This is a genomic window from uncultured Citricoccus sp. (assembly GCF_937871995.1).
Taxonomy (GTDB): domain Bacteria; phylum Actinomycetota; class Actinomycetes; order Actinomycetales; family Micrococcaceae; genus Citricoccus.
Window position 1 is genome coordinate 80,239 of sequence record NZ_CALMQR010000054.1, and the last position, 18,386, is coordinate 98,624.

At 70.8% G+C, this 18,386-nt stretch carries 16 protein-coding genes; 12 read left to right on the top strand and 4 right to left on the bottom strand.

Annotated features, from left to right (window positions below; genetic code table 11):
• The first annotated feature begins 76 nt into the window (after positions 1-76).
• From Q0283_RS05170 to Q0283_RS05215, 10 genes are all read left to right on the top strand, one after another.
• Complete coding sequence (locus Q0283_RS05170; RefSeq protein WP_183529747.1) at positions 77-1,657, top strand: PucR family transcriptional regulator; 1,581 nt, start codon at positions 77-79, stop codon at positions 1,655-1,657.
• Between the two features lie 138 nt (positions 1,658-1,795).
• Positions 1,796-3,178, top strand: coding sequence for a 4-aminobutyrate--2-oxoglutarate transaminase (gabT, locus tag Q0283_RS05175; RefSeq protein ID WP_183529745.1), 1,383 nt, complete (start codon positions 1,796-1,798; stop codon positions 3,176-3,178).
• Positions 3,179-3,737: 559 nt separating this feature from the next.
• Positions 3,738-5,369 (top strand): APC family permease, encoded by a 1,632-nt coding sequence (locus Q0283_RS05180; protein ID WP_183529744.1) that lies wholly within the window; start codon positions 3,738-3,740, stop codon positions 5,367-5,369.
• Positions 5,370-5,394: 25 nt separating this feature from the next.
• Positions 5,395-6,633: a cytochrome P450 gene (locus tag Q0283_RS05185; protein WP_183529742.1), complete on the top strand. Its 1,239-nt coding sequence runs from the start codon at positions 5,395-5,397 to the stop codon at positions 6,631-6,633.
• A gap of 36 nt (positions 6,634-6,669) precedes the next feature.
• Complete coding sequence (locus tag Q0283_RS05190; RefSeq protein ID WP_255459755.1) at positions 6,670-6,930, top strand: ferredoxin; 261 nt, start codon at positions 6,670-6,672, stop codon at positions 6,928-6,930.
• A 3-nt stretch (positions 6,931-6,933) separates the two neighbouring features.
• Positions 6,934-8,214 (top strand): NAD(P)/FAD-dependent oxidoreductase, encoded by a 1,281-nt coding sequence (locus tag Q0283_RS05195; protein ID WP_221243824.1) that lies wholly within the window; start codon positions 6,934-6,936, stop codon positions 8,212-8,214.
• 46 nt (positions 8,215-8,260) lie between these two features.
• Positions 8,261-9,742, top strand: coding sequence for a glutamine synthetase family protein (locus Q0283_RS05200; RefSeq protein WP_298043476.1), 1,482 nt, complete (start codon positions 8,261-8,263; stop codon positions 9,740-9,742).
• Positions 9,739-10,512: an ABC transporter substrate-binding protein gene (locus tag Q0283_RS05205; protein WP_298043477.1), complete on the top strand. Its 774-nt coding sequence runs from the start codon at positions 9,739-9,741 to the stop codon at positions 10,510-10,512. The genes Q0283_RS05200 and Q0283_RS05205 overlap by 4 nt, the downstream gene beginning before the upstream one ends.
• Positions 10,509-11,336 (top strand): gamma-glutamyl-gamma-aminobutyrate hydrolase family protein, encoded by an 828-nt coding sequence (locus tag Q0283_RS05210; RefSeq protein WP_298043478.1) that lies wholly within the window; start codon positions 10,509-10,511, stop codon positions 11,334-11,336. Before Q0283_RS05205 ends, Q0283_RS05210 begins: the two co-directional genes overlap by 4 nt.
• Positions 11,333-12,139: a gamma-glutamyl-gamma-aminobutyrate hydrolase family protein gene (locus Q0283_RS05215; RefSeq protein ID WP_298043479.1), complete on the top strand. Its 807-nt coding sequence runs from the start codon at positions 11,333-11,335 to the stop codon at positions 12,137-12,139. Before Q0283_RS05210 ends, Q0283_RS05215 begins: the two co-directional genes overlap by 4 nt.
• A 13-nt stretch (positions 12,140-12,152) precedes the next feature.
• Here Q0283_RS05215 and Q0283_RS05220 read toward each other — a convergent pair whose 3' ends face one another.
• The gene (locus tag Q0283_RS05220) at positions 12,153-12,887 is read right to left on the bottom strand and encodes a hypothetical protein (RefSeq protein WP_298043480.1); all 735 of its coding nucleotides are present in this window, start codon (positions 12,885-12,887) and stop codon (positions 12,153-12,155) included.
• Entirely contained in the window at positions 12,874-13,707 is an 834-nt protein-coding gene (locus Q0283_RS05225; protein ID WP_298043481.1) for a FadR/GntR family transcriptional regulator, read from the bottom strand. Before Q0283_RS05225 ends, Q0283_RS05220 begins: the two co-directional genes overlap by 14 nt.
• 423 nt (positions 13,708-14,130) lie before the next feature.
• Here Q0283_RS05225 and Q0283_RS05230 point away from each other — a divergent pair, with 423 nt between their 5' ends.
• Positions 14,131-15,513 (top strand): NAD-dependent succinate-semialdehyde dehydrogenase, encoded by a 1,383-nt coding sequence (locus tag Q0283_RS05230; protein WP_298043482.1) that lies wholly within the window; start codon positions 14,131-14,133, stop codon positions 15,511-15,513.
• A 231-nt stretch (positions 15,514-15,744) separates the two neighbouring features.
• Positions 15,745-16,044, top strand: coding sequence for a DUF4193 domain-containing protein (locus Q0283_RS05235; protein WP_298043483.1), 300 nt, complete (start codon positions 15,745-15,747; stop codon positions 16,042-16,044).
• 27 nt (positions 16,045-16,071) lie between these two features.
• On the opposite strand, the gene Q0283_RS05240 is transcribed toward Q0283_RS05235, so the two are convergent.
• A complete protein-coding gene (locus Q0283_RS05240) occupies positions 16,072-16,563 on the bottom strand; it encodes a hypothetical protein (protein WP_298043484.1) in 492 nt (163 codons plus the stop codon).
• Positions 16,564-16,861: 298 nt separating this feature from the next.
• Entirely contained in the window at positions 16,862-18,307 is a 1,446-nt protein-coding gene (locus tag Q0283_RS05245) for a hypothetical protein (RefSeq protein ID WP_298043485.1), read from the bottom strand.
• Between the last annotated feature and the right edge of the window lie 79 nt (positions 18,308-18,386).

The window sequence follows — 18,386 nt, forward strand, 5'->3', positions numbered from 1 at the left end:
TCACCGTGACGACCGGTGACCGCCCCCGTGGCTCCGGGGGCCCGGACGATCGAGGACGAGCAGGGAGGAAGCGGCATTGATAACCGTCGAGAAGGTGCTGCGCCTCGGGGAGCTGGGCCTGGAGACCCTGGTCGAGGGGGTCATGAACCGCGCGGTGGCCTGGGTCGCCACGACCGAGCTGACGGACCCCACCCCGTACCTCAGCGGCGGGGAGATCGTCCTGTTCACCGGGATCACCAGTCCCACCGACGGCCCGTCCTGGAGCAGTTACGTCCGGCGGCTCGACGACCGGGGCGTCGTCGCCCTCGGGATGGGGGTGGGACAGCGGCTGACGTGGCCGGAGGTGCCCGAGGACCTCATCGAGGCGGCCCGGGGCACGGGACTGACGCTCTTCGCGGTGCCGGAGAAGACGACCTTCCTGCAGGTCATCCGGGCGGTGGCGGAACTGCGCGCGGCCGAGGAGCGCGCCGCACTGGAGACCAGCCTGGCCCATCAGCGCGCCCTGACCCGGGCGGCCACGGCCGTCGACGGCTCCACCCAGGTCCTCAGGACCCTCGCCACGCTGCTGCCCGGGGCGTGGGCGGCCGTCTGCACCGCGGACGGGGACGTCCAGGAGCGCTCCGCACCCGCCATCCCGCCCCTGCCGACCGACCGCCCCCTCGCGCAGCTCATCGGTCGCCTGCGCGACGGCGGGCTGCGGGGAGCCCTCCGGGAGACGGGTCCGGACGGCACCGTGGTCATCCACCCGCTGGGCGTCCACGGCGATCCCCAGGGATACCTCGTCGTCGTCCTGCCCCACCCCCTCGACCAGGCGCAGTCGGGCACCATCTCGACCACGGTGGCCCTGCTCTCCCTGCACGCCGAGCGGACCGCGGAACGGCAGCTCTCCCGCCGCCGGATCCGCGCCGGTGCGGTCGCACTGCTGCTTGGCGGTGACCTCCGCGCCGGCGACGCCCTGCTCTCGGTGGCCGGTGACGAGGGCTGGGGCCGAGGGGCGCGCGGGATCCGCGTCTGCGTCCTGCGCGGGGCTCCCGAGCTCATCCGGGAGGCAGGCCGCCGGATCGAGGGCCATACCGACCGGACCGGTCACCGGATGCTCCTGGGGACCCCGGTGCCGCGCGACGACTCGGAGGAGGAGGCCCCCGTGCTGGTGGAGGACACCCCCGAGGACCTGTCGGTGCTGCACCAGGTGGTGGCCACCGCGGGCCTGCGGGCGGGGATCGGGGGCAGCGTGACCGTCGACGCCGCCGCCACCAGTCACACCCAGGCGCTCCACGTGCTGGAGCGCACCGCCGCGCAGCACCGCGTCGGTTCCTGGGACGACCTGGCCGCGGGAGGGATCGCCGGACTGCTGCCGGCGGAGGCCGCCCGGGCCTGGGCCCGCGAGCTCCTGGACCCGCTCACCGCGCAGGGTCCCACCGGGCAGCGACTGCTGGAGACCCTGCGCGTCTTCCTGGCCCACAACGGCAACCGGCGCCAGGCGGCCGAGGAGCTCGGTGTCCATCGGAACACCCTCCTGCACCAGCTGCAGTCCGCCGAGCGCGCGCTCCAGCGGTCCCTGGAGGACCCCCAGTTGCGTGCCGACCTCTGGATCGCGCTGCACGTGACCGAGGGACCGGGCCTTCGGTCCCGGCCGGGCCCGGGTCGTCCAGCCTGACGGGCGGTGGGACTATGCCACGTGCACACCACCGCCCGAGAGATTGTGCACTACGTCACGTGATCACTGTCTAGGCTCGCCCCAGGAGTCCGCCCTGCCCACCGCGGGGCGCCGTCACATCATGAAAGGCCGGTTGTCATGTCCCTGACCGTTTCCCCCTCCCTCCCGACCTTCGACGCGCGGCTGCCCCAGCGCCGCGAACTGCTCACCGAGGTCCCCGGCCCCCGCTCGCGCGAGCTGCAGGAGCGGCGCGATGCCGTGGTGCCGCGTGGCCTGGTCTCGAGCCTGCCGGTCTTCGCCGAGGACGTGGACGGCGGCGTGATCCGGGACGTGGACGGCAATTCCTTCATCGACCTCGGCTCGGGCATCGCGGTGACCAGCGTCGGCGCGTCCTCACCGGCGGTGGCGGCGGCCGTGGGGGCACAGGCCGGCCGCTTCACCCACACCTGCTTCATGGTGACCCCGTACGAGGGTTACATCAGGGTGGCCGAGGAACTGGCGCGGTTGACCCCCGGGGACCATGCCAAGCGGACGGCCCTGTTCAACTCCGGGGCCGAGGCCGTGGAGAACGCCGTGAAGATCGCCCGCCTGGCCACCGGTCGCCAGGCCGTGGTCGCCTTCGACCACGCCTACCACGGGCGCACCAACCTCACCATGGGCCTGACCGCCAAGACCATGCCCTACAAGACGCACTTCGGCCCCTTCGCCCCGGAGATCTACCGGATGCCCATGAGCTACCCGTACCGCGAGGAGAACCCCGGACTGACCGGCCCGGAGGCGGCGCGTCGGGCCATCACTCAGATCGAGAAGCAGATCGGGGCGGAGTCCACCGCGGCGATCATCATCGAACCGATCCAGGGCGAGGGCGGTTTCATCGTTCCCGCCGAGGGGTTCCTGCCCACGCTGGCGGCCTGGGCCCGGGAGAACGGCGTGGTCTTCATCGCCGACGAGGTCCAGGCCGGCTTCTGCCGCACCGGGGCCTGGTTCGCCTCTGAGCACGAGGGCGTGGTGCCCGACCTGATCACCATGGCCAAGGGCATCGCCGGCGGCATGCCGCTCTCCGCGGTCACCGGCCGGGCCGAGCTGTTTGACGCCGTCCACCCCGGCGGGCTCGGCGGCACCTACGGCGGCAACCCGGTGGCCTGCGCCGCCGCGCTGGCGACCCTCGAGACCATGCGAGAACTGGACCTCTCCGCCCGGGCGCGGGCCATCGAGGCGATCGTCGTCGGCCGGCTGAGTGCACTGGCGGAGGAACTGGGCGGTGCGCAGGGCCCGATCGGTGACGTCCGGGGCCGCGGGGCGATGCTCGCGATCGAACTGGTGAAGCCCGGCACCACCGACCCCGATCCCGAGTCCACGAAGGCCGTGGCCGCCGCCTGCCTGGCCGAGGGCGTGCTGATCCTGACCTGTGGCACCTATGGCAACGTCATCCGCCTCCTGCCGCCCCTGGTCATCGACGAGCAGCTGTTGCAGGACGGCCTCGAGGTCCTGGAGGCCGCGCTCCGCGGCGCCAGCCGCTGAGTTCCCGTCGCCCCGTCACCCGCCGCCTCCGAGAGGACCGCGGCGGGTGACGGGGGCGAGGGCAGACTGACCCGCATCCTGCGGGCTCCACCGAGGGGGTTGTGCCGGGCGCATCATGCGCCGGGCACAACCCCCTCGGCGTTCCCGGGGCGGTGGCCCCGGTTGGATACGCAGTAGCACTCAGGGTGTCCCGTCGAGGAGAAAAATCACCCCTTGCGTAAACATCTAAGACTGTTAGTATTTCCCCATGGTTCGGAATGTGGCTCGCATCACATTTCGCCCGGCAACCGGACAGGCTGTGAGGAAACACCGCTTCAGACCCGCCTCGTTGCTGGGATTCCCGGCCTCTTGGACACTGCCCGCCACACGTGGGCGGTGACCTCTTAACCGGGAGGAAACACGCAGACCTCTAGTAGAAACACACCTTTGGTTTATTGAATCCACGCACCTCCACCGGCGGGTACGCCGTCGACGAGGTCATCCGGGGAAGCGCGAATCCCCGCGCCCTGCAGCTTTTCACCGTCTCAGCCGTCCAACGGCTCCAGGCAAAGGACTGAACATGGATCATTCTCCCGCAGGATCCGCACCGACACTGCCGGTCGCCGACGAACCCCAGGAGTACCGCAGCGAGTTCAAGCGCGAAATGGGCTTCTGGGGCAACCTGGCCCTCGGGTTCACCTACCTCTCTCCCGTCGTGGGTGTCTACACCACGATCGGTGCGGCCATCGCGATCTCCGGTGCACCGGCCTTCTGGTGGCTCGTCATCGCCGGCTTCGGCCAGCTCCTGGTCGCCATGGTCTTCGGGGAGGTGGTCTCCCAGTACCCGATCGCCGGTGGTATCTACCCCTGGAACCGCAAGCTCTGGGGCCGCAAGTGGGGATGGATGAGCGGCTGGGTCTACGCCGTCGCCATCTGTGCCACGATCGCCTCGGTCGCCTACGGCGCGGGCCCCTTCCTCGGCAGCCTGCTCGAGGTGGAGATGTCCCCGCTGGCCAACGTCATGCTCGCCCTGGGCATCCTGGTGATCGCCACGCTCATCAACTACGGCGGCACGAAGCTGCTGTCCAAGGTGGCGTTCTTCGGTTTCGTCGCCGAGATCGTCGCGACCGTCGTGATCGGGGCCTGGCTGCTCATCGGCGCCCGCAAGCACGACCTGTCCGTGCTGTTCACCGACTTCCGGCCGGCCGACCTGCAGGGGGACGCGCCCTTCGCGATGGCCTTCATCGGCGCGGCCATCATGGGCATCTACCTGTACTACGGCTTCGAGGCCAACGGGGACGTCGCCGAGGAGGTCGTGGACCCGGGCCGGGTCATCCCCAAGGCCATGCGCATGACCGTCTACATCGGCGGCATCGCCTCGATGTTCATCGCGCTGGGCCTCATCCTCGCCATCCCGGACTTCCGCGCCGTGATGGACGGCACCGCCACGGATCCCATCGGCGAGCTGTTCCTCAGTGTCTTCGGCGCGCAGGGATTCAAGATCGTGCTCGTGGTCGTCCTGGTCTCCTACCTCTCCTGCACCATCTCCCTGCAGGCAGCGGCCTCGAGACTGCTGTTCTCGATGGGCCGGGACCGGCAGCTGCCGGGTTCCGCGCTGCTGCGCCGGTTCAGCGAGCGCCGCGCCGTCCCGCCGTACTCGCTGGCGGCCGCCGGACTCCTTCCGGCCGCGTTCGTGGTGATCTCACTGCTGAGTGCGGATGCCCTCCTCGCCATCGTGTCCTTCGCCGCCCTCGGCATCTACCTGGCCTTCGCCTCCGTGGTCGCCGCCTACCTCCGTGCCCGGTTCAAGGGCTGGCAGCCCAGCGGTCACTTCCGGATGGGTCTCTGGGGCATCGTGGTCGGCTGCGTCGCCCTGGCCTATCAGCTGTTCGCGATGTTCACCCTCGTCCAGCCGATCCCCGGTGCCGTCTGGTACGAGGCCTGGCTGGTGGCCCTGGTCGCCATCGTCGTCCTGGTCGTGGGCCTGGTCTACATGACCTCGGCCCGGCCCTACCTCAACGAGCCCGCCAGCCTGGCGGACGGCCGGGACTACGCCGAACCGATCTCGCCGACGGAGGAGATCGTCGACATGGCGGTCCGCATCGACGGCGGCACGCCCCATCCCTATCCGCACCGCGATTCTCCCCGGGACGGACTCCACGCCGGCGCGCAGGCGTTGGCACCCGATTCGCTGACCCCCGACCCGTCCTGAGACCGGCACCCGAAAGGACCACCCCATGACCCTCACCACCGCCCACGACGTCCCGTACCTGGACATGTCGGACCCGCACTTCGCCATGGCCTCGGAGGCCGTCCGCGACGCCCGGGACGCGAACTGGTACGCCCGGACCAACTACGGCCTGGCCGTCCTGTCCTACGAGGACGTCTCGTCGCTGATGAAGAGCCCGAAGCTGATCCAGGGCTCGGCGGCCTGGCCGGAGCACAACGGCGTGCACAGCGGCGTCTTCCACGACTGGTGGAAGCGCAACCTGCTGGTCCTGGAGGGGGAGGACCACCACCGCATCCGCCGGCTGGCCAACCCGGCCTTCTCCCCGCGCAAGATCGCCGCTCTCGGGGATCGCTTCGAGTCGCTGGCCAACGAGCTGATCGACGGCTGGATCGAGGACGGCCAGGTCGAGTTCGTGGAGGGCTTCGCCGCCCCCTTCGCCACGCGGGTGCTGTGCATCATGCTCGGGATCGACGAATCCGAGTGGGGGACCATCAACCGCCTGGCCTCCACCGTGGGGGCCGCCCTCGGCGTGACGATCAAGGAGGAGATCGACGAGGTCGATGCCGCCCTGGTCGAGCTGCAGGAGTACGCGGAACGCCTGATCTCGGACCGCCAGCAGAACCCGAAGGACGACTTCGTCACCCGGCTCGTGGAGGCCAACCGCGAGGGCGACCGGCTGACCGACCCGGAACTGCGCAACCTGCTGGTGCTGCTGATCTTCGGCGGCATGGACACGACCCGGAACCAGCTCGGGCTGGCGATGCAGTCCTTCATCCGTCAGCCGCACCAGTGGGAACTGCTCGCCGAGCGGCCCCGGGAACTGGCCAAGGCCGCCGTCGAGGAGTCCCTGCGCGTCAACCCCACCACCCGCTGGGTGACCCGTGAGGTGGCCGAGGCCTTCGAGCACAAGGGGCTGGTCTTCGAACAGGGCACCACGGTGCACATGTTCACCTACGCCTCGGGCACCGACCCGGAGAAGTTCGCCAACCCCGAGCGCATCGACCTGGAGGCCGAACACGCGCCCCACTACGCGTTCGGTGGGGGCGTGCACCACTGCCTGGGCCACTTCGTCGCCCGCTCCGACATGCAGGCCGCCCTGCCGGCACTGGCCACCCGGCTGACCAACCTGAGCGTGGTGCCGGGCGGGGACGAGTGGATGCCGGACTCCGGCAACACCGGTCCCGTCCGCCTGACCATCGCCTTCGACCGCCGTGCCACCACGGCCGACGGGCAGCAGACGGCCTGAGCCCGACGCACCGGACACCCCCAGAGGAACAGATCCATGAGCACGACACACGTTGACAGCAGCCGCGAGGCGGCACGCGCCCCCCGAGACGAGGAGCAGAGCATGAAGGTCTGGGTCGACCGCACCCTGTGCGAGAACCACGGGCAGTGCGCCATCGCCGCACCGAACACGTTCGAGATGGACGAGGAGGGCATCCTCCAGTACACCGAGGGCTTTCCCGCGGGCGAACTGGAGTACATCGAGGACGCCATGGACGTCTGCCCGGTCCAGGCGATCTTCCTCAAAGGGGACCAGTGAGCCGTGAGTGAGCACCAGGAACCGCGCATCGTCGTCGTCGGGGCCTCCATGGGAGGGCTCCGGGCCGCCGAGCAGCTCCGCGCCGCCGGTTGGGACGGGGCCATCACCGTGGTCGGCGAGGAGGTCCACCCTCCCTACAACCGGCCACCCCTCTCCAAGGAGCTGCTGGCGCATCCCGGCTCGCCCGAGGACGCACTGGCGACGGTAGCACTGCGCCAGCGTCCGACCATGGAGACGGTGGACTGGCGGCTGGGCGTCCGGGTGGTGGCCAGTGACCTCCAGGGCCAGACGGTGACCCTGGCCTCGGGGGAGCAGCTGGCCTATGACGGCCTCGTGATCGCCAGCGGCATCCGGCCCCGCCGGCTGCACGTCCCCGGACCCACGGTCGGTCGCCACGTGGTGCGGACCCTCGAGGACGCCCTCGGCCTCCACCGGCAGATGCGCCCCGGAGCCCGCGTCGTGGTCGTCGGCTGCGGGTTCATCGGCTGCGAGGTCGCGGCCACGGCCCGCGAGCTGGGATGCGAGGTCCACCTCGTGGAGGGATCCCGTGGCCCGATGCACCGGGTCCTCGGCGAAGAGGTCTCCGTCATCATGCGCGACTGGCTGGTCGGCCGGGGGATCCAGATCGTCACCGGGCACTCGGTGGAGGAATACCTCACCGCCGAGGGCATCCAGGACGACGGTGGCCCGGCCCTCGCGGCCGGGGTGCGCCTGGCGGACGGGACCGAGATCCAGGGGGACGTCGTGGTCGAGGCCGTGGGCTCGGTGCCGAACACCGAGTGGCTGGAGGGCAACGGACTGGACCTGACCGACGGCGTCGTCGTGGACGATCGCCTGCGCGTGGCCGGGGCGGGGCACACCGTCGCACTCGGGGACATCGCCCGGTACCAGGACCCGTGGGCCGAGGGCGAGATGCGCCGGGTCGAGCACTGGCAGGGTGCCATCGACATGGCCAAGACGGCGGCCAGGACGCTCGTCGCGGACCTCACCGGTTCCGAACCGCCGGCAGCCTACGCGGCCGTCCCCAGCTTCTGGAGCGACCAGTTCGGCATCCGCATCCAGGGCATCGGCGCACCCCACCGGGCCACGGGCCTGGCGGTGCTCGAGGGATCACTCGACGCCGTCGAGGACGGCGTGGTCATCCGCTACGACCGTGACGGCCTCGCGGTGGGTGTCGTGACGATCGGCCTGCCGGCCGGGCGTCTCGTGCACTTCCGCAAGCTGCTCGGGCAGCCCACCCCGATATCCGACCGGACGGCCGAGACCGTCGGCGTCGCCTCCTGACCCCTGCGGTGCCCGTCCGGGCTCCGCTGAACAGATCGGAAAGACCATGACTGACACCATCGACCGCACCGTGGGCGTCGAGCCCCACCTGGACCTGCTGGACCACACCGCCAGGACCAACGGCTGCAACCTCACCGAGCTCTACCAGGAGCGCGTGGGCACCCTGCTCCAGGACAACGACGCCTTCGCCCGGCACCAGCAGGCGAACCTGGCCGAGGAGACGGTGGCCCGGATCACCGAGCAGATCGAACGGTCCGGGGTGAAGTACCTCTACTACATGCTCCCCACCCTGCACTCCCGGACGGTGGCCAAGATGGTCCCGGCCAAGCACATCGTGCGCAACCTGGAGAAGGGCATCAGCTTCCATCGCACGGCGTTGTCCGACCTGCAGACCGACATCTTCGGCAACCTGATCGGCGGTGGGGTCGAGGCCAAGGAGTTCGTCGCCCTGCCCCAGGCCGAGACCTTCCAGCAACTGCCCTGGGACCCCGAGATCGGCCGGATCTTCTGCGCGGCCTACGAGCCGCCGCACCTGCCGGTCGTGGGGGGGCGCCCGCTCGCCGTGGACGCGCGGGCGAACATGCACCGCACCCACCAGCTGCTGAAGGACACCTTCGGGCTGACCATGAAGTCCGGCACCGAACCGGAGATGACCTGGCGCGGGGACACCATCAAGCCCGTGCTGGTCCCCGGCCACAGCCCCGCCTACCAGGTCGAGAACCTGGAGACCATGCGTCCGATCTACAAGCGGATCGAGGAGTACGCCGATGCGCTCGGCTTCGACATGATCGAGGGCGACTACGAGGACCAGGGACAGATCGAGCTCAACTGGAACTTCGACGACATCGAGCTGACCGCCGACCGGCTGGTGACCTACCGGCAGATCTGCTCCCAGGTGGCGCGCGAATTCGACGTCGAGGCCAGCTTCATGCCCAAGCCGTACCTGGGCTCCATGGGCAACGGCTGCCACCACAACATCAGCCTGTGGGACCAGGAGGGTGAGAACACCTTCATCATCGACGGCGTCCAGGAACTGCACATGTCCCAGTTGGGGCGGTGGGCCATCGGGGGCATCCTGAAGCACGCGCCGGGCATGATGCTCGTGATGGCCAGCACGGTCAACTCCTACAAGCGCTTCTGGGACCCGGGCCAGTTCGCCCCGGCGCGGGCCGACTGGGGCCTGGACGACCGCGCCAGCCTCGTGCGCATCTCGGCCAACGGCCGCGCCGAGGTCCGCGTGCCGGACGCGGCCGTCAACCCCTACCTGTCCCATGCCCTGCTGGTCGCCTCGATCGCGGACGGCATCGGCAACCGGATCGAGCCGCCGGCGCCGGGCGTGCGGGGCGAGGCCCTGCCGTTGTCCCTCGGTGAGGCGATCGAGGCGTTCCGCGCCGATGAGTACATCCAGCGCAGCCTGCCGCAGGACCTGGTCCAGTTGCTCCTGGACACCAAGTCCGACGAGTGGGCCCGCTATTGCGGCGCGGTCACCGAGTGGGAGTACCAGCAGTACTGGCAGGCGATCCCGTGAGCCGGACGACTCACCAGGACGCCGTGGCGGTAGCGTCGGCGGGCGCCCTGGAGCGGGGAGTGCTCCGCCTGGCCTGTATCGACTCGGAGGCGCACCCGTTGTTCGACCTCTCACCGGACGGAGGACGGACGAGGACCGGTTACGAACCGGACGCGGCGGCCCTGGTCGCCCAGGAGGCCGGGGTGTCGATCGAGTGGACGGTGCTGCCGTGGGACCAGATGCTCACGGCCGTACGGGACGGGCGTGCCGACGCCGTCTGGTGCGGCCAGGGGATCATCCCCTCCCGCCAGGAGCAGGTGGACTTCACGCGACCGTACGCCATCTTCAACGAGTCGGTGCTGGTGCGTGCAGACGACCCGGCGCAGGGCCCGGAGGACTTCTCCGGGCGCCGGGTCGCGGCGATCGAGGGCAGCGCCAACATGCGGCTCGCGGAGACCTTCCCCGGAGCGGTCCTGGTGCCGTTCGCCTCCACGGACGACGTGTTCGGTGACATGATCCGTGCCGTCCGGGACGGGAGCGTGGACGCGATGGTGGACGACGACGTCGTGACCGTGCCCCTGGGTGAGGACCCGGACTTCCGGATCGCCTTCACCGCACCCACCCGCAACCCCTGGGGGGTGGGCGTGGCCAAGGACCGGCCGGACCTGCTGCGGTTGCTGGACGAGGCGCTCGCGCGGGTCATCGCCTCGGGCCGCCTCGAGGCGGCCTGGGACCGGTGGATGCCGCACCTGCCCTTCCCCCAGCCGCTGCACGAGGGCAGGCCGTCATGAGCGGGCAGGTCCACCCCGACGAGGCGCGGCCTCCGCTCATTGCGGTGCCGGCCATGTGGTCCGACCAGATCCGGGGCCTGCGCTTCTCCGGTTCCGTGGTGGCCAACGCCGTGCTGGAGGCCATTGTCCGGGCCGGTGGCGAGCCCGTGCTGGTCTTCCCCGGCCGTGCCTTCAGCCGGTGGGACCTCATCGACGGCCTGGTGCTGCCGGGCGGTTCGGACATCCAGCCGGGGCGCTACGGTCAGCCGGCCGCCGAGGGGCTGACCCTGACCGACTTCCGCGGACAGGACGACGCCGACGCCCGGGCGATCGCCTGGGCCGAGCAGTCCGGGGTGCCCAGCCTGCTCATCTGCCGGGGCATGCAGCTGTGGAACGTGGAGCGCGGAGGCACCCTGGTGCAGCACTGGCCCACCGAGGCGCTGCAGCACACCGGCACCGTCCACGACATCGTGGTCGACCCGGCCAGCCGCCTGGGAACGGCCCTGGGCGGAGCCTCCGGGGTGGACGTGTCGAGCTACCACCACCAGGCGGTGGACCGCATCGGGGACGGGCTGGAGGTCGTCGCGCGTGCCCCCGACGGATGCGTGGAGGCGCTCGAGGACCGCAGCCTCGAGATCGTCGCGGTCCAGTGGCATCCCGAGGACCGCGCGCGGACGGTGCACACCGACCAGGCGCTGTTCGACTGGGTGGTGGAGGCCGCCCGCAACCGCCGCGATGCCAGGGCAATTCCCGGCCACGCCCGGGGGGCCGCGCCGACGCCGTATCGTCAGCATCAATCGACCCGGCCGCTCCGGCCCCGACGACAGGAGGACCCGGTCGCATGACCGCCACCGACGACCTGGTACTGAGGCCGCAGGACGTCCTGCCCTCGCCCCTGGAACTGCCGCACGCGGACGTGGACATCGCCGTGGTGGCCCAGCTGAACCTCCCGGGCCAGACGGAGGAGACGTACGGGCTGCTCCAGCGGTTCACCCGGCTCACGCTCGAGGAACTGCGCGACGCGGGGGCCCGGCCCGCGCTGGTCGACGTCAGCGCCGAGGAGGAGCCGGACTACGAGCTCATCCGCCGCGCGCACGGGGTCATCGTCCTGGGCGGTGGCGATGTGGATCCCGCGTTCTACGGCGTCCACGAACCGATCCCGAACGAGTTCGGCCGTGATCCCCGCTCGGACGAGCGGCAGCTGAGGATGATCCAGGGCGCCATCGAGGACGACGCGGCCCTGCTGGCGGTCTGCCGCGGCTCCCAGCTGCTGAACGTGGCGTGCGGGGGGACGCTGGTCCGGGACCTGCAGCCGGGGACGCTCCACCACGGTACCGAGGGCGCGCCCATGTTCCTCGACGAGCAGGTCGAGCTGGCGCGGGACACCCGACTGCATCAGGCCTACGGGCGTGAGCGGCTCACGGTACGCAGTGGCCACCACCAGGCCGTCGACCGCGTCGGGGACGGACTGCGGGTCGCGGCCCGGGCCCTGGACGGTGTCGTAGAGGCGACGGAGCGCGTGGACAACACGTGGATCGTCGGCGTGCAGTGGCACCCCGAGGACAGCGATGGCGCCGGAGACGACCGGTTGCTGCTCTTCAACGCCTTCCTGGATCAGGCGCGGGCCCGGTCCCGTTCCCGGGTCTGATCCCGCCGCGCCCTCAGGCGGACCGCTCCGCGCCCCACTGCACGGCCAGCGTCGGCACCCGGGTGGGCAGGCTCATCCGGGTGCCGGTCTCCGGGCCCTGCGGGAGCCGGTCGCCGGGCAGGTAGTGCGCGGAGTTCGAGCAGACGATCCTGTCCTCGGCGGTCACCAGGGCCACCGCGACGTCCAGTCCCCGGCAGCGGGACAGCACGATGCGCTCGAGGGTGCTGACCGGGATGTCCGCGCCGGCGACCCCCACGAACACCCCGCCGCCGGTGATGGGCACCGTGGCGGTGAGCACGTAGTCGTCCACGCCCAGGTAGTCCAGGTAGGGCCCTGCCAGCGTGGGGCCACCCGTTCTGCGCGGGGTCTCGAACCAGGGCAGTCGCATGAAGTCGTAGTACTCGGTCGAGTCGGTGTCGTAGACGAATCCGTACGGCTCGAACCCGCCCGCCTGGCTGCGCACCTGCCACTGGATGAGCTGCTCGGCGATGGCGATCCGGTCCGGGTCGAAGATGAAGCCCGCGCCATCGGCCATCCTCCGCCGCGACAGCAGGCCGATGGCCTGGTCCCGCATGGCCCGCAGCTGATCGTCGTCGAACGGGCCCACCCGGTCCGTGCCCCCGACGGGGCCGGGGGAGGCCACCGCGGCCCGTACGGCCTCCGCCATGTGCTCCAGGTCGGCGTACAGGTCGTCGAACTCGGTGGCCAGGGATTCACGCAGGGACCTGACATCGTCAAGCTCGGTCATGGGATCCGTCCTCCTGGGCTCCGCGCAGGGCAAGCGTCAGCTTCTGGTCGATCATGTGGAAGGTGTCCGCCGCGATCCGCCGGCCGGTCACCAGCGCCGCCGCCTCCGCGTCCCTGCGTTCGAGGGCGTCCGCGAGCTGTTGCAGGGGTTCCAGGGCCGTGCGGTGGTCGCCCGGGGAACCGACGGGCGCCCACAGCAGCTCACCGATCTCCAGCTGCAGTTGCAGCTCCAGTCCGAGCAGGCGCCGGGACTGCGCCATCACGGCCAGCTCCAGCCAGATGCGGCTGTCCGCGCGAGCCCTGGCCGCAGGGTCCTGTGCTGCGGCCAGCGCGCTGACCAGCCTGCGAAACCGCTCCAGGTCGCTCTCCACGGCCCGCGACGCCGCCAGCCGGGCGCTGGCGGTCGAGACGGCCGCCCGATGATCGCCGATGTCACGGAGCTCCACGACGGACAGGGCGGAGAGCCGCTCCCTCATCGCGCCGGTGGAGACCTCGGGCAGCGACACCACGAACGTGCCCCCATGCCTGCCCCGGCGGGTGTCCACCAGGCCCTCGGCGCGCAGGGTGGCCAGCGCGTCGCGCACCGTGGTGGGTGAGACGCCGAAGGACTCGGCCATCTCGAGCTCGCTGGGGAGGCGATCACCCTCCGTCAGCAGTCCCACGGACATGGAGTCCCGGAGCCGGTTGGCGATCGCCTCGGCACGGTCGACCTCAGGCAGGGCGCGGTAGATGTGGTCTCTCAAGGCAGTGCGGTCGGCGATCACGCGCACCGGAGCGGTCGGCGCGTGGGCCGGGTCCAGGCCACTCGACTCGGAAGCCAACCTGTTCCTCTCGGTAGACATGTCGACGGGGGTGCGGTCCGCCGCGGGAGTCCGAGGGCGACGGGTGGGTACCACCGAGGATAGGTCATGGGCGGAGCCCGCCTGCCGTGACCGGCCGTGCGCGCGCGGTGGGCGGGACGCCTCTGAACGTGGCAGAAGATCCGAGTAAAAGAATACTCGTAGAGGATAAGTTTCGTCGAGGGGCGAGCGAACGGCCGGAGCGACCCCCGGGGTCACAGCCCGCGCAGCTGGCGCATCATGGGTCGACGGGCACGGCGGTCGGGCTCCCCGGAGGCCGTTGATCCGGGCCCTATCTAAACACCATGAACAGATGTTATGTTGGGCGCACGCCGCCTGTGATGCCGGTCACGCGCGGCATTCCCGTGTGCAGCGCCCCAGCCTTCGATGAAACGGAGCCCCTCCATGCCGACCACCTATGAAACCCTCGACCCGTCATCCAACACGGTCGTCGCGCGCTTCGACGCCGCGGCCGATGACGAGGTGCAGGCGGCGCTCGAGGCAGCCCACGGGGGTTACCCGCGGTGGCGCGAGACCCCGTTGGGCGAGCGTGTGGCCATCCTGCATCGCGTGGCCGGGATCTATCGCGAGCGCGCCCAGGAGCTGGCCGAGCTGATCACCCTGGAGATGGGGAAGCAGATCGACCAGGCGCTGGGAGAGATCGCGGTGTCCGCGGACATCTTCGACTACTACGCCGCCAACGCCGAACAGTTCCTCGCACCACGCCGCCTTCCGGTGGGCACGGGCACGGCTGAGGTCCACCTGCAGCCGACGGGCGTGCTGCTGGGGATCATGCCCTGGAACTACCCGCACTACCAGGTCGCCCGCTTCGCCGCTCCCAACCTGGCGCTGGGCAACACCGTGCTGCTCAAGCACGCCGCCAACTGTCCGCAGTCCGCGCTCATCATCCAGGACATCCTCCGCGATGCGGGGCTGCCCCGCGAGTGCTACATCAACCTCTTCGCCACGCATGACCAGCTCTCCACCGTGATCGCGGACCCCCGGGTCCAGGGGATCTCACTGACGGGCAGCGAGAGGGCGGGAGCCATCGTGGCGGAGCAGGCGGGCCGCCACCTGAAGAAGGTCGTCCTGGAGCTCGGCGGGTCCGACCCCTTCATCGTCCTCGACGACGTCCGCCTGGAGGACACGATCGAGGCGGCGGCGAGCCGGCGGTTGGCGAACGCGGGTCAGGCCTGCACCTCGCCCAAGCGGTTCATCGTCGTCGAGGAGGTCTACGACCGGTTCGTCACCGGGCTCAAGGAGCGCTTCACCGATGTCCGCGTGGGGCACCCGGCGCAGCGTGACACGGGCCTCGGCCCGGTGTCATCCTCGGCGGCCCGGGATGAACTCGTGGAACAGATCGAGGACGCGGTCGCCCAGGGGGCCACACTCCACGTGGGCGGCGAGGCACGCGGGGAGGGGTTCTTCCTGACACCGGCCCTGCTCACCGACATCCCGCGGCAGAGCCGGTTGTGGCACGAGGAGGCCTTCGGGCCGGTGGCGTCCGTGTACAAGGTCGCCGACGCCGACGCTGCGGTCGAATTGGCCAATGACTCCCCCTATGGGCTGGGCGCGGCGGTCTTCGGTGCCGATCCGGTGCAGGCCCAGGACGTCGCCCGGCGCCTCGACGTCGGCATGGTCTTCATCAACAGCAACACCGAGTCAGAACCGCACCTGCCCTTCGGGGGAGTCAAGCGCTCGGGCTACGGTCGTGAGCTCGGCCCCCTGGGCATCGAGGAATTCGCCAACAGGAAGCTCATCCGGGTGTCCGATCCCCTGGCCGGCTGAGCCTGCCGCGGGCGGGGTCGGACACCTGTTCCCCGGGCCTGGACGACAGGCCGGACCCGACGTCCGGGTCCGGTCCGTCGATCTCCGTGCGTCCGGGGACGGGCGATGGTGGACGCCTGGGTGAAGCCGCCGGTCCGCTCGCGGAATATGTGAGCCCCTCCGGGTGTTTCAGGCGGGCGGTGTTAGAGCCAGCTCTCCTGGCCACCCCCTGCCGCATGTGAGGAGACCCCGATGGCCACCGATTACGACGCGCCACGCAAGAACGAGGACGAGCTGTCCGAGAGCTCGATCGAGGAACTGAAGAGCACCCGCACGGACACCCAGTCCGCGGCCGTCGACGTCGACGAGACGGAGGCCGCCGAGGGCTTCGAGCTGCCCGGCGCCGACCTGTCCGGCGAGGAACTGATGGTCCGGGTGCTGCCCGCCCAGGCCGATGAGTTCACCTGTGCCTCCTGCTTCCTGGTCCGCCACCGGTCCCAGGTCGCCAAGGAGAAGAACGGCATGCTCTACTGCACCGACTGCGAGGGCTGAGCGGCCCCGCTCACCCCGCCGCGGCACTCAGCGCGACCGGGACTCCAGTTCCTCCACGGCGTTGACGGCGGCGAACCGCGACGGACAGTGGTGGTAGGCGACCGTGCGGGGGACGTCCCAGGCATCGCCCCGGCCGGCCCGGCGTACCTCGTCATAGAACGAGGACAGCCAGAACCTGTGGGTCTGGCTCGCCGGGTTGTAGTCCCCCGTGCCGTCGTTCATCGCGCTCCCGCACACCTGGCTGCGCAGCTGGAAGGTATCGGTCTGCGTCAGGTCCAGGCCCGCGGCCTCCAGGTCTGCCTCCCAGTCCTGGGTGAACACCATGCCGCTGTCCCGGACCACGGTCAGGAACTCCCAGTCGGGATTCACGGTCCGGGTCCATTCCGGGGCGGGGGCGGCGGCGGTCACGGTGACCGTGGGCTGCGGCTGGGCCGTCGCGCTGCCCGTGGCGCACCCGGAAGCGGCCAGCACGGCGGATGCCAGGACGAGGACCATGACGGTGCGGTTGCTGGACTTCACGAACGCGGTTTCCTCTCGGACAGATGGGTGCCTGGCGCTCCGGTCGCATAATGGTTCCGTCCATCGCGGCGCCGATGGGCGAATGGGCAGCGGGGCACGACTGAAGACATGCGCAGACGCCGTCCTGACCTGGGCAAGGACGGCCCGTCGCGCCACCATGGCGCGCCGATCACCACGGTATGGAGGTGCCCGCACGGTCACACGCGTGCGGGGTACCCGACTGGCACGTGGGTATGCTCCAGGGGCCGAAGGTGCCCATGTCATCACCTGTCATCACCGGGGTTGTCCTGCCGGTGGGTCACGTCGGAGGGCCTGCCGCGCCGGAGTCCCGGGTGGGCGTGCTCGGCGCCGGCACTGCGTCGGGGTCCCGTCCACCCCCGGACCGGGTGGCGGTGGCCGGAGCCTCATCTTGATCGGCCGTGGCGGGCGCCGGTGCGGCAAGCACCTCGATGACCACGAGCGCGAGCAGCACGAGGAGCAGGACGGTCACGATGACGGCGGGGCTCGGCCGGTCCATGACGATGACGATGAACGCGCCCAGGGCGATGACACCGATCCGCAACGGGCGACGGTAGGAGGCCAGCGCGTGGCCCACGCGCTCCCCGGCCAGGCCTCCCGGGCGACCGGTCGCGGCGCGCAGGCCGTCGAACCCGGAGGCGATGCCCCTGCGCAGGGTGGTGGCGGCGACGGACGGGCCGGTCAGGTAGGCCGCCGTAGCGAGGACGAGCGCCAGCACGAACACGGCGCGCATGCTCGTCCGCAGGAACCGGACGACGGTGTCGAACGCCGCCGCCGCAGTCTCCCGGGGCAGCAGGTCCGGGGGGATGGATCCCAGGTACACCTCCCGGGCGATCAGCACCGCCGTCGCCAGCAGGAGCATCCCCGCCGCGACCCCCAGTCCCGCGCCGATCGCCGCGCGGCGGCGGCCGCGGGCGAGCAGGATGCCGCTCGCGAGCACGGCGAGGGTGACGAAGGGCAGGGCCGCGCCCAGCGCGTTCAGCACCGCGAAGGCGCGCTGGGCGGCGGGGAGGTTGGGCAGCTCGAAGAGGACGAAGGACGTGTGGACCTCCGGGATCCGTGCGGCCACCCCGATGCCGCGGTCGACCAGGCGCTCTTTGACGACCTCGACGAACGGTGCGATGTCGAGCGCCACCTGGCCGTCGGTGATCTCCACACCCTCACGGGTCTGGCCGGTGAGGGTGGCGACGAGCTGGGCGTGCACGGCCCGGTTCGCTTCCGCCCACACGGTGGCGAACCGGTCAGAGGAGACGACCCGCAGGACCTGGTCCTGCAGGAAGGTCTGGACGCCCTCGGTCATCGGCACGGCCAGTCCGGTGATGCGGTCTTCAACCCGGGGCGGCAGGTCGGTGCGAGCGGTCAGGGACTCCAGCGCGGTCTGGGTCACTCCTGGGACATCGAGTTCCTCGAAGACCCGCGCGGTGATCGTCCGGGACAGTGCCTGTTGCAGGGCCGGGTCCTCGATGAGGGGTCCGACGGTCTCGACGTAGGCGTCCGTGTCGGTGACCTGGGTGTCGAGCCAGGTCGCCACGACCGACAGCGGCGCGAGGATGGAGCCCAGGATGATGAGGATCGTGGCGCCGATCGTGCGGAGCCGGGACGTCCAGCCGGCGCCCGGCCGGGTGGCCGTCCCGGTGCTGGACTCCTGGGCGGCCCGCAGCGCCGCGACCTCGGCGCGGAGCCGGATCAACTCCTCACGGTCGGACGCCGACTGCTCGGTGCTCATCGCCCCTCCCCGGATCGTCATGGGCGGCACGCCGGCCCGTCACGCATTCCCTGTGCCGCTCGGTTCCTGGAGGACAGTG

What these genes read in the sequence shown, in the direction of transcription:
- Q0283_RS05210 (WP_298043478.1), top strand. Translation starts at nt 10,509, where the DNA reads ATGAGCGGGCAGGTCCACCCCGACGAGGCGCGGCCTCCGCTCATTGCG.
- Q0283_RS05190 (WP_255459755.1), top strand. Translation starts at nt 6,670, where the DNA reads ATGAGCACGACACACGTTGACAGCAGCCGCGAGGCGGCACGCGCCCCC.
- Q0283_RS05215 (WP_298043479.1), top strand. Translation starts at nt 11,333, where the DNA reads ATGACCGCCACCGACGACCTGGTACTGAGGCCGCAGGACGTCCTGCCC.
- Q0283_RS05235 (WP_298043483.1), top strand. Translation starts at nt 15,745, where the DNA reads ATGGCCACCGATTACGACGCGCCACGCAAGAACGAGGACGAGCTGTCC.
- Q0283_RS05185 (WP_183529742.1), top strand. Translation starts at nt 5,395, where the DNA reads ATGACCCTCACCACCGCCCACGACGTCCCGTACCTGGACATGTCGGAC.
- gabT (WP_183529745.1), top strand. Translation starts at nt 1,796, where the DNA reads ATGTCCCTGACCGTTTCCCCCTCCCTCCCGACCTTCGACGCGCGGCTG.
- Q0283_RS05180 (WP_183529744.1), top strand. Translation starts at nt 3,738, where the DNA reads ATGGATCATTCTCCCGCAGGATCCGCACCGACACTGCCGGTCGCCGAC.
- Q0283_RS05230 (WP_298043482.1), top strand. Translation starts at nt 14,131, where the DNA reads ATGCCGACCACCTATGAAACCCTCGACCCGTCATCCAACACGGTCGTC.
- Q0283_RS05245 (WP_298043485.1), bottom strand. Translation starts at nt 18,307, where the DNA reads ATGAGCACCGAGCAGTCGGCGTCCGACCGTGAGGAGTTGATCCGGCTC.
- Q0283_RS05200 (WP_298043476.1), top strand. Translation starts at nt 8,261, where the DNA reads ATGACTGACACCATCGACCGCACCGTGGGCGTCGAGCCCCACCTGGAC.
- Q0283_RS05220 (WP_298043480.1), bottom strand. Translation starts at nt 12,887, where the DNA reads ATGACCGAGCTTGACGATGTCAGGTCCCTGCGTGAATCCCTGGCCACC.